This is a genomic window from Mycobacterium sp. DL440 (assembly GCF_011745145.1).
GTDB lineage: Bacteria > Actinomycetota > Actinomycetes > Mycobacteriales > Mycobacteriaceae > Mycobacterium.
In genome coordinates, this window is record NZ_CP050191.1 from 2,215,894 (window position 1) to 2,229,690 (window position 13,797).

The 13,797-nt window shown below is 62.9% G+C and carries 13 protein-coding genes; 5 read left to right on the forward strand and 8 right to left on the reverse strand.

Features of this window, described 5'->3' with window-relative positions; translation table 11 throughout:
- Positions 1-359: 359 nt before the first annotated feature.
- Entirely contained in the window at positions 360-659 is a 300-nt protein-coding gene (locus HBE63_RS10695) for a hypothetical protein (RefSeq protein ID WP_243858601.1), read from the forward strand.
- A 99-nt stretch (positions 660-758) separates the two neighbouring features.
- On the opposite strand, the gene HBE63_RS10700 is transcribed toward HBE63_RS10695, so the two are convergent.
- From HBE63_RS10700 to HBE63_RS10710, 3 genes are all read right to left on the reverse strand, one after another.
- Positions 759-1,796, reverse strand: a complete 1,038-nt coding sequence (locus tag HBE63_RS10700) for an NADP-dependent oxidoreductase (protein WP_166904726.1) — start codon at positions 1,794-1,796, stop codon at positions 759-761.
- 63 nt (positions 1,797-1,859) lie between these two features.
- A complete protein-coding gene (locus HBE63_RS10705; RefSeq protein WP_208301342.1) occupies positions 1,860-2,948 on the reverse strand; it encodes an aldehyde reductase in 1,089 nt (362 codons plus the stop codon).
- A 207-nt stretch (positions 2,949-3,155) separates the two neighbouring features.
- Positions 3,156-3,731 (reverse strand): TetR/AcrR family transcriptional regulator, encoded by a 576-nt coding sequence (locus tag HBE63_RS10710; protein WP_166904727.1) that lies wholly within the window; start codon positions 3,729-3,731, stop codon positions 3,156-3,158.
- Positions 3,732-3,777: 46 nt separating this feature from the next.
- Here HBE63_RS10710 and HBE63_RS10715 point away from each other — a divergent pair, with 46 nt between their 5' ends.
- From HBE63_RS10715 to HBE63_RS10725, 3 genes are all read left to right on the forward strand, one after another.
- Entirely contained in the window at positions 3,778-4,632 is an 855-nt protein-coding gene (locus HBE63_RS10715; RefSeq protein WP_166904728.1) for a phytanoyl-CoA dioxygenase family protein, read from the forward strand.
- A 217-nt stretch (positions 4,633-4,849) separates the two neighbouring features.
- Complete coding sequence (locus tag HBE63_RS31365; protein ID WP_166904729.1) at positions 4,850-5,401, forward strand: DUF5994 family protein; 552 nt, start codon at positions 4,850-4,852, stop codon at positions 5,399-5,401.
- A gap of 42 nt (positions 5,402-5,443) precedes the next feature.
- Positions 5,444-5,647, forward strand: coding sequence for a hypothetical protein (locus tag HBE63_RS10725; RefSeq protein WP_166904730.1), 204 nt, complete (start codon positions 5,444-5,446; stop codon positions 5,645-5,647).
- A 5-nt stretch (positions 5,648-5,652) separates the two neighbouring features.
- Here the strand turns inward: HBE63_RS10725 and HBE63_RS10730 are convergent, their stop codons facing one another.
- The 4 genes from HBE63_RS10730 to HBE63_RS10745 all read right to left on the reverse strand — a co-directional run bounded on the left by HBE63_RS10730 (position 5,653) and on the right by HBE63_RS10745 (position 9,784).
- Entirely contained in the window at positions 5,653-6,210 is a 558-nt protein-coding gene (locus HBE63_RS10730; protein ID WP_166904731.1) for a DUF5994 family protein, read from the reverse strand.
- A 495-nt stretch (positions 6,211-6,705) separates the two neighbouring features.
- Positions 6,706-6,885 carry a DUF6131 family protein gene (locus tag HBE63_RS10735; RefSeq protein ID WP_166904732.1) on the reverse strand — a complete coding sequence of 60 codons (180 nt, stop codon included), beginning with the start codon at positions 6,883-6,885 and terminating at the stop codon, positions 6,706-6,708.
- 232 nt (positions 6,886-7,117) lie between these two features.
- Positions 7,118-8,965: a serine/threonine-protein kinase gene (locus tag HBE63_RS10740; RefSeq protein WP_166904733.1), complete on the reverse strand. Its 1,848-nt coding sequence runs from the start codon at positions 8,963-8,965 to the stop codon at positions 7,118-7,120.
- Positions 8,966-9,037: 72 nt separating this feature from the next.
- On the reverse strand, positions 9,038-9,784 hold the full coding sequence (locus HBE63_RS10745; protein WP_166904734.1) for an alpha/beta fold hydrolase: 747 nt from the start codon (positions 9,782-9,784) through the stop codon (positions 9,038-9,040).
- A 1,622-nt stretch (positions 9,785-11,406) separates the two neighbouring features.
- Here HBE63_RS10745 and HBE63_RS10755 point away from each other — a divergent pair.
- Positions 11,407-11,862 carry a winged helix-turn-helix domain-containing protein gene (locus HBE63_RS10755; protein WP_166904735.1) on the forward strand — a complete coding sequence of 152 codons (456 nt, stop codon included), beginning with the start codon at positions 11,407-11,409 and terminating at the stop codon, positions 11,860-11,862.
- 630 nt (positions 11,863-12,492) lie between these two features.
- Here the strand turns inward: HBE63_RS10755 and HBE63_RS10760 are convergent.
- Positions 12,493-13,773 (reverse strand): hypothetical protein, encoded by a 1,281-nt coding sequence (locus HBE63_RS10760; protein ID WP_166904736.1) that lies wholly within the window; start codon positions 13,771-13,773, stop codon positions 12,493-12,495.
- Positions 13,774-13,797 lie beyond the last annotated feature (24 nt).

A 13,797-nucleotide genomic window follows, 5' to 3' on the forward strand; every position in this document is an offset into this window, starting at 1 on the left:
CTGCTGCTCGTCGGCGCATCGCCAGATGCGGCGCCGATGGCGCTGCCCGCGGGTTTGGCGGTGGCAATGGTTGCCACGTGGGCGGTTCCAAACTTGCCTGGCTGGCGTTCCCGTTCCTGCGCGAAAAGATCCATGGACGGGAATTTCTGAGACCGACGCGCCGGGGTCTGCGGAGCCAGCCCTCGCATCTGAATTCGACCTGAATTCACCATGAGGTTCCTATGCGGTCATTTATGCATCGCGTATGACTTTCTCCCACGCTTCGTATTCGCAACTAGGCTCGGTGTCATACGCCTTAGGAATACGAGGTCGCCTTAGAGACTGGCCGGAAAGGGAATTCGATGACGAATAATCTGCTCGTGAAGACCATCGCTGTTGCCTCGGCTGCGGCAGCACTGGGACTTGCTTCACCCGCGTCGGCACTTGCCGCACCCACTGGTCAGACGTCCGCTCAGACGACCATCAACGACCTCGAAGCGCAGGGATTTCGCGTGATCCTCAACAAAGTCGGGAATGCACCGATGGATCAATGCACCGTCACCGCGGTGCGGCAGGGCACTGACATCAAGCATTCGTGGGTGCAGCGGGGCCCTTCGGGCAACGTGAACAACCTCGTGCGCTATACCACCGCATACGTCGATCTCATGTGTAATCGCTGAACGCCTGCCCACCCATGACAATCAATTGTCTGACTTTCGATTCGGAGAAATTCTCCGCAACAATTCAATGCGACAGAAAGAGCCGAAGTAGGTCGCAAATCAAGGTGCCGGGCTCGGCGCCGGCTCGTTGATCTTCACCAGCATCTTGCCGATGTTGGCTCCGGTGAACAGTCCGTTGAGGGCGTCGATACTGGATTCGAGTCCCTCGTAAACGGTTTCGCGATGGACGAGCAGACCTTGTTGCTCCCAGTCGCTCAGGGCGGCGAAGGCCTCGTCGAAGTGCGCCCACTCCTCGAGCGCGATGAAGCCCTGCATCGTCGAGGACGTTGCGAGCAGGTTGACGTAATTGGACGGGCCCGGGTGCTCGCCGTTGAGATAGCTGGAGATGATGCCGCACATCACCACGCGGGCTTTGTGCGCCAAGTTTCCGAGCACGGCATTGAGAATGTCTCCGCCGACATTGTCGAAGTAGACGTTGATCCCGTTCGGGCACTGCGCCTTGAGCGCGGCGGGCAGGTTGCCCGCCTTGTAGTCGACGCAGGCGTCGAAGCCGAAATCCTCGACCACAGCGCGACATTTGTCCGGGCCGCCCGCGATACCGACCACTCGCGCGCCGGCGATCTTGGCGATCTGGCCTGCCACCGATCCGGTGGCACCCGCTGCGGCCGACACAACGACGGTCTCACCGGCTTGCGGCTTGCCGACGCCCTTCATGCCGAAGTACGCCGTGGCGCCCGTCGGTCCGTAGATCGACATCACCGCGAGCGGATCGGTGTAACCGACCACCGGTGTACTGAAGAGATCGTCACGGATGATCGCATAGTCCTGCAACCCCGTCAGCGTGGTGACCAGGTCGCCGACTTTGTAGGCATCACAGCGTGATTCGACGACTTCGCCGATACCGGCCACCCGGACAACCTCGCCCAATTCGAGGGCCGGCAGGTAGCCGGACTCACCGTCCAGCCAGGTACGCGCGGCAGCATCGATGCCCACATAGGTCGTCCGCAGCAGGGCTTCGCCCTCGGCAGGGACCGGTGCAGCCGTGGTCACCATCTCCGTGTCATCGGGGGAGACCAGCCCGTCCGGGCGGCGACGCAACCGGACTTGACGGTTCTGGCGGTGCGCGGAGTCAGTCATGTCGCTGCTCATTTCTGTGGACGATCGAGGTGGTCATTACGGGCTTCCGCCGGAACCCGCGGACTAATAACTACCCGGCATGCGGCGAACCAGGCCGTCGTCGAGCATCTGCTGGAAGTGGTCGGTGACGGTCTGCGCGGCAGGTCGGTAGGCCAGTGCCAACTCGTTACGGCTGCGGCTGTTGTCGAACGTCAATGGGTAACCGATGTTGCGGTCGACGAACTTTCGCGTCAGCCCGGCAACTGGGGCGATGGCTTTCACGACCGCCTTGGGCGCGGTCATCCTCGGGAACGGGTACCAGGGACCGAACCGGCGGCGCAGCACCTTGCCCATGTCGAGGAGGGACAGCGATTCGGCGTTGACGATGTAGCGGCCGTGGGCCTCGGGGGTGTACCCGGCCCGTAGATGGGCATCGGCGACGTCGCGCACGTCCACCACACCCATGGTCAGTGCGGGCGCTCCGGCCAGCAGGGTGCCGTCGGTGAACTGCTTCATCGTGCTCAGGCTGGCCGAGTCGCTGGCACTGGTCAGGGCAGGCCCGAGCACCAGGCCCGGATGGATGGTCACCATGTCCCAGCGCTCCTGCGCCTTTTGATACCGCCAGGCCTCCTGCTCCGCCACCGTCTTGGAATAGGGGTACGGCTGGTGATCGACGCTACTGGTGGTGTTCCAGTGCTCATCGCTGAAGACGCCGCCCGGCACATCCCGCGACTCACAGGCGTCCCCGTAGATCGCGACCACACTGCTGGTCAACACCACGCGTTTGACGCTCTCGGTGCGGTTGACTGCGTCCAGCACGTTGCGGGTGCCTTCAAGCGCGGGGCGGATCAGCGCCTCCTGCGCATCCTTGAAGCCCGAGAGCAGGAATGGCGAGGCGGTGTGCATGACAAGCTCGCATCCCTCCATCGCTTCGTCGAAGCTGCCAGGGTCGAGGAGGTCGGCCTTGAACAGCTTCAGCCGGCCGGGATGGTCGGCCGAAAGCTTGTGCAGATGCTCCAACCCGGAGGCCTTCTGCGGGTTGCGCACCGTGCCGTGCACGGTGTGACCGGCTTCGAGTAGGTACCGGACGATCCAACTGCCGATGTAGCCGCTGGCGCCTGTCACGAGCACTGGCGCGTCCGGGTCGATCAGTGTACGACGGGATGTGCTCATGCGGGTTCCTCTCCTGCGGGTCAGCTCGAGCATATTGGGGACGGCGTGGCCCATGTGGGGGACAGTTATCGGTATGAGTAGCCCGAAGGTTCAGCACGGGCAATGACGCCTTCCCGAGGTTGACGAACATCCCGGGCATTTCCACCCTGGGCCGGATCGCCGGCCGCGGTCAGGACGACCGAGGCTGACTGCGGTTCACCTGTCGGCCTACGTGATGCCGAGAACGGCAGCGGTAAAGCGCCAGAGCGTCTGCGTGGCCTCGTCGGAGTTCGGAGTCGGGATGACTCGGAGTTGTTGCGCAATGCCGTGGCGCAGGCCGCCGATGACGTAAGCGCCGGCGCTGTCGGGATCCAGGTCTGCTGGGAGTTCACCCAGTTGCTGGCCGTGGCGGATGTTGGCAGCGGCGTTATCCATGAGGTTGTGAATGTAGGCGGCCTCGAGCTCGGTGAGTTGCGGGTCACTTGGGGTGCGGTTGAGCAGAATTGGCGCCAGCGGGTCGGCGAGGTGATAAGCGACGAAGCGGTGGGTGCGTTCGCGTTCGCGCGCGGCCCAGTTGCCGCTGGGCAGGCGGGCGTCGGCAATCGCGTGTCGCAACCCGTCGTAGAAGCCGTCATACAGCGCGGTAAGGAGACCACTCTTCGATCCGAAGTGGTGGTAGAGCGCACCGGTGCTGAGCCCGGCGCGTCGGGTCAGCCCGCTGAGTTCGATGGCACCGTTTCCGGCGACGAGTTCGTCGCGGGCTGCGTCAAGAAGTTGTTGACGTCCGACCGGGGCCCGTGCCATAGTCCGAACCATAACAGAAGTCAGTTATGTTTCGGTGAGGGTGACCATGAGCACTGATGTGACCTCGTTGACGGAGTTGGCCGGCGACCTGGCCGGTACGTATCGGCGGACTCCCAGCAGTGGTGAACAGGTGGACCCTGCGGTAGCCGATGCAGACCTTGTGGCAGTGCTGCGCGACGGATACGTGATCCTGCCTGATCTGCTCACTGCAGCCGAGCTCGACGAGATTCGGGAATCTGTGGGTCCGCTGTTGGATCCGCTGGGCCGCAACGGGTTTGAAGGCCACGCCACCCAGCGGGTGTACAGCGTGCTGAACAAGACCCGCAGCTGCGACCGGATCGCCGACCATCCGCGCGTGCTGGCGCTGTTGGATCGGCTGTTCTTGCCGAACTACCTGTTGTCGATGTTGCAGGTGATCAACATCCTGCCGGGGGAGCAGGCGCAGATGCTACACACCGACGATGGCTTCTACCCGTTACCGAGGCCGCGAAAAGCCTTGGGTGCAGCCACGATCTGGGCGATCGATGACTTCACCGCCGACAACGGCGCAACCGACATCGTCGCAGGCAGCCATGCGTGGGGCGATCGATTGCCCGAGCCTGCCGAACGTGAACCGGTGGTGATGAGCGCCGGGTCGTGCGTGTTCTTTCCCGGGACCTTGTGGCACGGGGGAGGCGCCAACCGATCCCCGAACGCTCGCCTGGCGCTGACGGCGCAGTATTGCGAACCGTGGCTGCGGCCGCAGGAAGCGTTCACCTTGTCGATGACCCGCGACACCGTGCGTGCGGTGTCCGAGGACATCCGCCGCATGCTCGGCTACAGCATCCATCCGCCGTTCATCGGCCAGGTCGATGGCATGCACCCCAAGCGTCTGCTCGAACCGGGTGTGCAGCCAGTCTGACGCATTGCTGTGCAAAATTGCCCTCCATGCAACATGATTCGTGATGATCGCCGTCAATAATGCTCGCTCAGTTGAGGATTGACACGGCTGTCGCTTTTTCGTGTGACTGCGAGTATCGTTAAACCTGTTGGTGTTCCGTCATAACAGATTGCCCATTCGGGTTTGAGGGCATCAATTCAATAGGCCGATTGGCTCGGCCGTAGATGGGAACGGCCACATGGCGCTACAAGTGATTGACAATGGGCCACGGTCGCAAGGCTTGTCGCGTATTTCGAGGTTGCGGTTGAAACCGACGGCGCCACGCAGTGGGTTCGTCGATGGGGCATGGTGGCCTCGCAGTGATGACCTCTGCGCTGAACTTCCCGATCTTCTAGCGGGGCTGTCCGTCAGGCTGGGGCATGTTGAACGCGTGCTCTACCGATTGTCTGACTGGCGGCCCGCGCCGCGAAAACTCTACGTAGACGGCGGTCCAGTCAAGCTGGACGGGTATGAGCGCCAACGGATCTCAACCATCAGTCTGCTAGGCCCTGGATTCCTTCGACTCGATTTGCTGGTCTTGGCTGTGCATGCGGAAGCCTCCGACGCGCACGCGACGATGATGAGGGCCGCACATCCCTGCGACGAGACCCGGGTGGATCGCCTTCTCGGAATCGACCCGCGCGTCCGGATCAGCTTGGATCGAGCCAGCGTTGCCCAGCAGCGCTGGGAATCAGCAATCTCCAAACCACGCAGTGCGTCCCCGAATACCCATCCGGTGACCGCTTTCTGAAGACCAAAACGCTGGCGATATCGTCAGGGATCGGATTTGACCATGACTGTACAAGTAACACGCAACGACGGCATCACTGATGAGTTTGCACGCTTCGGCGATCGCTACGTCAAACACGCCGACGGGTCACTGGAGGTTGTCCGCGCCGGAACGATGCAGGCCGCGACCTATCCGGCGGACGGCTGGACCGAGGTGGCCGGAGACGAGAAGCGCAAGCCTCACGGGCTATTTCATCACCGCACATAGTGCGGCTAGTGCCGAGTGAGCATCGAGTCACGTTCGAGATTCACTCGTCCCGTCATTCCTCCTTCTGATTCCCAGCGCTCTTGAGCATTGGATGCCTGCGTGCGGCTGTCACGTTCTCGCTGGCTGATCCTGAGCAATCCGTCGACGGTCGCGGCGTTGTGGGGTTGCGCTGCGGTCATCATGGTGCGGTGAGCGTCGTTGTCGTCGGCATGCGGCGGAATCACCAGAAGGGTGAGCCGGTCACCGTCGAGCCCGAGAACTTCAATGGTGTTGATCGGCTGACGCCGATAGCCATCCAAGCGCACCGCGCGCCCTCCGGTGGTGAGCTTTCGTGGTGCGTTGGCCCATGCCTTCAGGTGATACATCACCCGGTCGATGCGGCCCAGACGTACCGAGAGCACGGCCAACAGGTCTGGCAGCTCGGCGCTGAGGTCGTCGCTATGCGGCCACCAAGCCCCGTCAACATAGCCGCTTTGGGGTGCCTTGGGTTTCAACCGCAGGCGTGGCGTACGCGCCGGCACGGTGGAGTTCTGATCATGTTTGCGTGTCTGCTGTGGCGTCATGACGACGCTCCTGCCCGGACCGCGTGAAGCGGTCCTATCCTTCAAACCAGCGATGACACACTCAAAATGGTTGCGTGTACGAAGTACCGCCGATAGTTGTGATGCTACGCCGATCCGGCTGACTGCAGTGCCCACCACGATAAAACCCATGCCGGGTCGTATGCGTTCGTGGGGCATGTGGCCTTCCACCGGCTAGTCAATTGTTCTGGCGGTCCTTGCCGTCAGGAGTCGTGCACGTCTGGGGTGACGGTGGGTCTGTATCCATCGTGTCCGCGCGGTCCCACTGGGTCGTTGAACTGCTCAGGGGAGGTCGGCGCCGCGTTGCGGGGGACGTCGTCCCGCTGTGGCAGACCCCAGGCTGGGGCCGCACAGATATCGGCTTCTGACTGCGTTTGTTGCCCGCCACCCACGCGAAGACCGCGATGAGCGTTGTCACCGCGAACACCACTAAGACGATGAAAACGCTACTGCTGGTGGCCATCTCGGCTCCTCCGGTCAGTAGTAATGGCGTCGGCCGCCGACGGCGTGACCCGTCCGCCCCATCAGCATCATGAGCAGGCCGACGACCAGCAGGATGACCCCGATGACCAGTACGACATGGGCGAAGGCGAACGTAGGGACGAGACTGGGGAGGAGTAGCCCCAGAACGATCATGATGATTCCGAGGATGATCATGGCTTTTACCTAGTTTCGGTACGTGAAGCAGGGTGAGATCGGTCCCGGCAGCTGCGTTTTGAACCGCCGGAACCTCAGCGTTCTGAGCCGCCGGCAGCACACAACTCCGTAGTTGAGTAGTACCCGTTTCACGCCCCCGTCAACCGTTTAAATGTCACGCGGCGATGAAAGCAGCATTAGCCGAGCCCGTCCCAGAACCGGGTTAGGGCGGCCGCGCCACGAGCCGGGCGGATCAGTCGCCTGCGGCCCGCAGCGTGATCTCTGAGATGCTGGTTCGGCTCTGCCCGTCGAGGGTGCCCAACTTCGAAATCCACACCACCACATTCGAGGTTTCCGTCTGATTGTCGACTGTGATGGTGTTTTCCCCCGGCTGTAGCACCACGTTCGGCGTCAGCTCGGTTGTGTCGGACAGGCTGTTCGGGTGGGCACTGTCGGCCGCACGAACCTGGACCTCTGTTCCGGTGCTGGGCACGTCGACCGTGACCTCGCTCAACGCGGTCGGCGAGGGCAGGTGAAGTAGCAGGCCGACGCCTTCTTTGAAGACAGGAAACGGCGCGGCGTCCTGGTAGATGTCGGTGGACCACGAGGTGTCCGGGTTGCCGTCGATGGCCAGACCCGCCTGATCCGGATGGTCTGGTGAGCCGCCGGGGGAGAACACCGTCGCACTCTCGGGCGTCACGATCGGCCCCGGGGCGCTGTGCGACGACGAGCCCAAACCGCGAATGAGGAGGACGGACATGGCAACGATCATCGCGATCACCGCCAGGACCGAGACGATGCGCACCGGGCGGGACGTCAAAGCACGGCGGCGCTTAGCTGACCTCACTTCGAACGGGTCGCCCCGGCGGCGTCCACGGGTCCCGGCCGAATGATTGACCACCGAGTCGGCGAACAGCGTTCGGTCATCCCAGGGGCCGCTGACCTCCACCACATCCCCGTCCGAGAGTTCGCCCGTAATGGAGTTGCCGCGTAGCTCGACCGGCACGACGGTGTGCGCTTCACCGGTCGATTCGTATCGTTCCACACGGAAGGTCCAGATCTCTTCGTCGCCGTCAGGTCCGGACGGGTGCTTCTGCACCCCCTGGGCAGTGCCCAGGATCGTGAGCATGGCCAGCCGCCTGGTCTCCGGTGCACTGCTCCGCTCGCGGACGTGGGGGATCTCCAGCGGGGCGGTGTGCCCACCCGTTTCAGGGGGCGCCGGCGCGGCATCCCGCGCCGGGACCGGCTCGGGCGCGGTCGACACATCCGTACTGCCGCCCAGCGCCCGGGCGAAGTCCAGGCACCGCGCATAGCGCCTATCGGGTTGCTTCGCCAGCGCCTTCGCCATCACGGCGTCGAGATGGGCAAGGTCACGGCGGCGCTCGGACAGCAGGGGCGGTGGTGCGTAGAGGTGGTTGCCGGCCTGGACGATGCGATTGGCGTCGTCGAAGAGAGGCTCGCCGGTCAACAGATGGAAGGCGGTCGCCGCCAGGGCGTACTGGTCTGCTCGGCCGTCGAGCGTCTTCCCGGTGAGCTGCTCGGGCGCTACATACGCGACGGTCCCGATGGCCACGTCGGTCTCCGTGAGGCCATTCGCGTCGTCGGCTTCCCGGGCGATACCGAAATCGGTGAGCAATATGCGTCGGCGGGCACTTCCCGACGGGGTGGTGACCAGGATGTTCGCCGGTTTGACGTCGCGGTGCAGCAGGTTCCGTTCGTGCGCGACGTCGAGGGCTTCGGCGACGGCCGTGACGATCTCCACCACATCCTGCAGGGGCATCCCTGACGGGTACTGCTCGATCAAATGCTTGGCATCGGTGCCCTCGACATAGTCCATCGAGATCCACAGCCGGCCGTCGAACTCGCCACGGTCGTGCACCCCGACGATGTGCGGATGCCACAGCGCCGCGGCCAACTCTGCCTCTCGGGTGAACCGGGCGCGGAACTCCTCATCGCGCGTGGTGTTCAACGAGAGGATCTTGAGCGCATCCAGACGGGGAAGGCGGGGATGCTGGGCCAGGTAGACCTCACCCATGCCACCGGCACCGAGGAGCCGCTGAATGGTGTACCCGGCAAAGACGTCACCGGCATTGAACGGCATATTCGAAGCCTACAAACCACCGCAAATCGAGCCGAACAGGTGTTCGTCAGGGCTGCGACGCTCTGAACAGCATCAGCCGAGCCCGGCCCAGAACCGAGTGAGGGCGGCCGCGCCACGAGCCGGATCCTGCACCATCCACCAATGCCCCAGTCCGTCGAGCACCGCCGTGCGTGCAGCGGCCCGCGTCGCGGCGCGCTGTCGAATTTCGTCGGAGCCAATGTAGGGATCATCGGTGGCGAGCAGGGAAAGGCCCGGCCGGGCCTGCGCGTTGTCCAGCGCGCGCCCGGCCTCCGCCATCGCGGGCTGGCGGGCCGAGCGGTACAACAAGAGGATCGCCCGCCCCATCTCTGGTCCTTGCTCGGCGGCGATCGAAGTCGCGATGTCGATCGGGATGCCCAGCGCGGACATCTGGGCAGCGCGGTCCTCGACGGTTCCGCCGAGCATGGTGTCGACGAGTTGTTCACCCTCTCCGGGCGTCTGCCAGACCTGGGCCATGTCGTGCCACACGTAGTCGGGGTCCAGGACACCGATGACATCGGTGGCCCAGCTGCGCACCAGCTCGGGTCGATGCATGACAACGCTCATCACGTGGCCGCCGCCCCAGTCATGCCCGACCACATCGACTGGTTCGTCGATGTTTTCCAGCTCGTTTTCGAGCCAGTCACGGTAGGCAAGGAAGGTCGCCGAAAAGCCGTCGGGGAGTGGGGCACCGAAGCCCGGCGGCGACAGCCGCACCACATCGTCGCGACGGAGCGCATCGACGAGTGGACCCCAGATCGCGTCAGTCTCCGGATTACCGTGCACGAGAACCACAGTCATGGCAGTCATCCTTGCATCGTCATCGTCCTGGCGCGCCTGTTCGCTTGCTCCGCCTGCCGCGCAATCGAACTCCGTGCCCAAGGCCATGAACGTTCCAGTGAACGGGCCACCGTCAACCGTCCCGTTCACCGGAACATCGCGGTGGTCAGCGGGAATCGCTCGGGTCTGTGTCCTCGAGAGAGACCAAGCCATTGCCATCAGGATCGGTGAAGGAGAACATCGCCGGTACACCCTCCGTCCGGACAAGCCCGTCGTTGGACCATTCAAAATGCCTTCTGCTGCAACATAATACGTCACAGTGACGAATTTGGCGCTTCTGCGTGTTCAGGGAAAGGGGATAGGGGGAATCGCTGACGGCAATTGAATCCGAGGGATCGCGGCAGGTAGCTCAACTTGCGGTACATCTGCTGGAAGTTGAGCTCGCGGAATCTCGTTCGGCATCTGCACGTCAGGGATGGCGCTCGGCAACGGTACAGGCGGCAGGTCGCTCGGAAATGGGAAAGGTGGGATGTTGGTCGGAACCGGCAATGTCGTCACGGGGTCATCGGATGCGACAGATCGGATTGGATCGACACTGCAACCGGCGGTGACCGCCAGCACGGCCATCAGGGACACGAGCGGCGCAGTTCGCTGCCTCGTCCATCCCGTCCCGATTTTCATCTGGTCGACCCCTTGCGATTCACCATCGACGTTATCACCGGTATGACACCTGGGGCCTCCGTCCAGCCCTGGGGCCAATGAAGTGCCGAAAGCGACTGCAGGGCAATTGAATCAGCGCACAGGCACTAGTCACAGAAACGTCACTGTGACGCAATTGGCGAGGGGGCACAGGGGCGGGCGGTGGGGCAATCAATAACCGCAGCCACCGGCGGACCGGCGCTGCTGGTACCTATCCCAACGTCGACGCGACGCGACGCGACGAGATCCTCGGGCGCAACCCGCATCGTGACGCTGGTGCGGCTTGCATATGGCGCAACAGCGCCAGGGATGGCGTTTCGGGAACGGCTCCACAACGAGCCGAGATGTCCGATCCGGAATTACATGAAAGTACGGCGGTACCCTGACCTGCGCACTCTCAATTGGTCTTGGACGTCGTTTGGGAGGTCTGTCCACGAAGACCTGAGAGTGTCGGACAAAATCCAGAAAGACCTGAGAGTGTCGGACAGTCGGCGGTTGATGCCCAGCTTTCGAACGAAGAGTCATCGTGGCTCGAAGGTCTGCCCGCGGTGGCTTCGCATTCAGCCGCCGCTCGTAGGCGCACTTAGGCTATCCGGGGAAGCTCACATTGCTTGGTCCGCCGGGGTCGAGGGTCCACGCGATCGACTTTCTTCGGGTGGGAACCGGATCGGTCCGGTCAACGTCCTAAGTGGTATGGATGCTGAGGACCGCGAGGTGCTGGTGGATGAGGGTCTTGATCCTGATGACCCGCGAGTGGTGGCGGCGATTGATTTGGTGCGGTGGGAGCTGTCCATGTTTCTCGATGACGGCTGAGATAGCAGCGTTGGTATCCGGTACGGGCACCTGGCCGGTGACGTCATGAGTTGGCGGTCGGCCATCATCACCCGACGCCAAGCGTTGACGACCGACCCCCAGCGATTCAGAATGAATCAGGAGGTGTCAACATGTGCAACGAGGCGGCCGATGAAACCCTGCCCGAACATCGGCTCGCGGCCAAGGCCGCGCGTCAACGAGTCTGCGAACGTGACCTTGAACGCGAGATCTACTGCGCCGCAGTGATTCACGGCCTCACGCAGCGCCAGATCAGCGGACTGGTTGGGAATCTGTCGCAGCCCACTATTCAACGCATTCTGCGTCGCTTCGCGGAGGACACAACCCAGCTCGACGTCAAGCCCGCTGAGATCATCGATCAGCGCACCGCCGGCATGATCACCACAGATGAGATGATGGAACAGCTCGTGGGGACGACGTGCAGCTTCGGTGAGGTAATACGGATCGATGGCGTGGCCTCCGACGCCTACACCGCCGGCGACTGGGATGACATCGAAGCTGCTTACTATCGTGGCCAACTTTGCGACGAGGAATTTCGGCGACTTGCCGTCCATCAAACGTCGGGCTGACCTTCCCTGATTGATTCGCCCAACCCAGATCCGACCGATACGAACGTATTAGGCAACAGCAGGCACGGTGCGCACAGTTTCCGGCCGGCAACCAATGTGCTTGGCAATCGGACTTCTAGGCCGGCCCGTTGATCGTCGACTTGCGCGCTTGCTGGCCAGGTTCTCGTGCTGCGTTCAATGGCCTGGCAAGCGACGAGCGCACGCCGTGCGTAACGCGGTGTCGGTGGCACCGAGGCGGGCCTCGGCGTGCGCTGATCTGCGAATTCGACGTGCCAACTCCAAAAATGGCGCTCAGGAGGGCACTTGAGGGACGTCTGGACCGATATTGATCGTCGTGCGCGGTCGACTCTTCACCTCGATGGTCGACTCTTCCGAACAGCCACTCCTGAGCTCCACCGAGAATACCTCATCTTGTGGGGGCGTCACAGGGGTGAATGTCCGGGAGATTGCCTGTAGAAATTGCGACATTTGCCGTCGACAACTTGTGCGAACCCGGCGTGCACACCACGGAGTTCGAGGTCCGGTCTCGATAATGAGGGCCACGTGTTGGCCGATGCCCGATATGGTTCGTTGCCACGGCCGGTGACAGTACATCGGTATCGGCGGTGAGCCTGCCTGCAGTGGGCTCGCCTACGGCACCGGATGTGTGGGCGCGAGCTGCGCCGAAGTGGTCACCGAAGTGATTCGGTTGCGCCAGGTGCTGTATCGGATTGAGGTGGTTGCTGCTCGGGTTCCGGAAGTCACTGCTGCAGAGGTGGTGTCCATCAGCATGTAGGACACGGCGGCGCCGCCGAGGAAGGTCATTGACGTGTTCCACAGCGACTTTCGGGTGATTACGTCGGCACCGAGAGAATCGATCTGAACGTGCAGTAGGTGGGTGGGTGCGCGGCCACCGGTTGTCGCGGCGTGGACAAGCGCTGCGACCAGCGCTGGCGATGAATGGTCCGTGGGAGCGCGGGTGTGCTCGTGCAGAAAGGCGGTGACCTGATCAAGCAGGTAGGCGGCATTGGCGAGGGCCGCCTCGGTGGGTGCGGCAGTGTCTAGCAGGGCGCGTCGTTCGGCATGCAGTTGTGTGAGGCGGTCAGTGACCGTACCCGGGTAGGAATTGGTGGCGCGGAGGTCGTTGATCTGCGTTTCGAGGTCAGCGACGGTGCGCCGAACTACGTCCAGCACAGCTACCTGGCGGGATGCGTGGGCGGCCGTCAGGGAGTTTCGAGCATCGTTGATTGCACGTAGGCGCAGGAGGATTGGGTTTGTCGTGTCGATCAGTTGGTAGGTCGGCACGATGGCCGCTATTCCGGACGGGTTGGTCAGTGCGTTGATAACGGCTGCGGTGAGTGATGAGCGTTCTTTGTCCACTTTCCGGGTGGTCAGGGTGGAGTCATTGCGCAGCAGTCCCGCGATCTGCGCTACGGCCCCGAGAGTGAATCCGGGCAGATTCGGGGCCGAGAATGTTACCGCGGCCGGCTGCAGTCCTTGGCTGAGGTTGCTTGCAGTGCCAGTGATTTCAGGGAGAACGAGGGATTCTATTTCTGTTCGAGAAATCGATAGAAGTCGCTCGTAGCGCTCGAGTGCGTCCTCGAATACCGCAGCAGACCAACTGGCTTCGAGGACATTCGCGTGGGGGACCAGGCAGACGACAGCATCGCGGTTGAGCGTGGTTGAGATCTCGGCGCCTAGTCTGCGGGCAGTGCTGTCGAGGGCGATGTGTGAGGCGAGTTCGGCGAGGTATCCGGCGTTGCCGTGCGATGTGGCTTTGTCATCGGTGACCCAACGATCAGGCCGTGGGGGAGTTCCAGCGCCGGTCCCAGATCGCTCGTTTGCGAGGGAGGGTGGCCATCCGGACGGGGTCGACGGGGCGGTGCAATCGTAGGTGGATGGCCTCGTGTCAGCTGGTGGCGTGGAAGGCATTGAAGGTTCCTCTCCGTTCGCTGG

Coding starts and splice junctions, on each gene's coding strand:
- HBE63_RS10700 (WP_166904726.1), bottom strand. CDS start 1,796: ATGACTGACTCCGCGCACCGCCAGAACCGTCAAGTCCGGTTGCGTCGC.
- HBE63_RS10705 (WP_208301342.1), bottom strand. CDS start 2,948: ATGAGCACATCCCGTCGTACACTGATCGACCCGGACGCGCCAGTGCTC.
- HBE63_RS10710 (WP_166904727.1), bottom strand. CDS start 3,731: ATGGCACGGGCCCCGGTCGGACGTCAACAACTTCTTGACGCAGCCCGC.
- HBE63_RS10715 (WP_166904728.1), top strand. CDS start 3,778: ATGAGCACTGATGTGACCTCGTTGACGGAGTTGGCCGGCGACCTGGCC.
- HBE63_RS31365 (WP_166904729.1), top strand. CDS start 4,850: ATGGCGCTACAAGTGATTGACAATGGGCCACGGTCGCAAGGCTTGTCG.
- HBE63_RS10725 (WP_166904730.1), top strand. CDS start 5,444: ATGACTGTACAAGTAACACGCAACGACGGCATCACTGATGAGTTTGCA.
- HBE63_RS10730 (WP_166904731.1), bottom strand. CDS start 6,210: ATGACGCCACAGCAGACACGCAAACATGATCAGAACTCCACCGTGCCG.
- HBE63_RS10735 (WP_166904732.1), bottom strand. CDS start 6,885: ATGATCATCCTCGGAATCATCATGATCGTTCTGGGGCTACTCCTCCCC.
- HBE63_RS10740 (WP_166904733.1), bottom strand. CDS start 8,965: ATGCCGTTCAATGCCGGTGACGTCTTTGCCGGGTACACCATTCAGCGG.
- HBE63_RS10745 (WP_166904734.1), bottom strand. CDS start 9,784: ATGACTGTGGTTCTCGTGCACGGTAATCCGGAGACTGACGCGATCTGG.
- HBE63_RS10755 (WP_166904735.1), top strand. CDS start 11,407: ATGTGCAACGAGGCGGCCGATGAAACCCTGCCCGAACATCGGCTCGCG.
- HBE63_RS10760 (WP_166904736.1), bottom strand. CDS start 13,773: ATGCCTTCCACGCCACCAGCTGACACGAGGCCATCCACCTACGATTGC.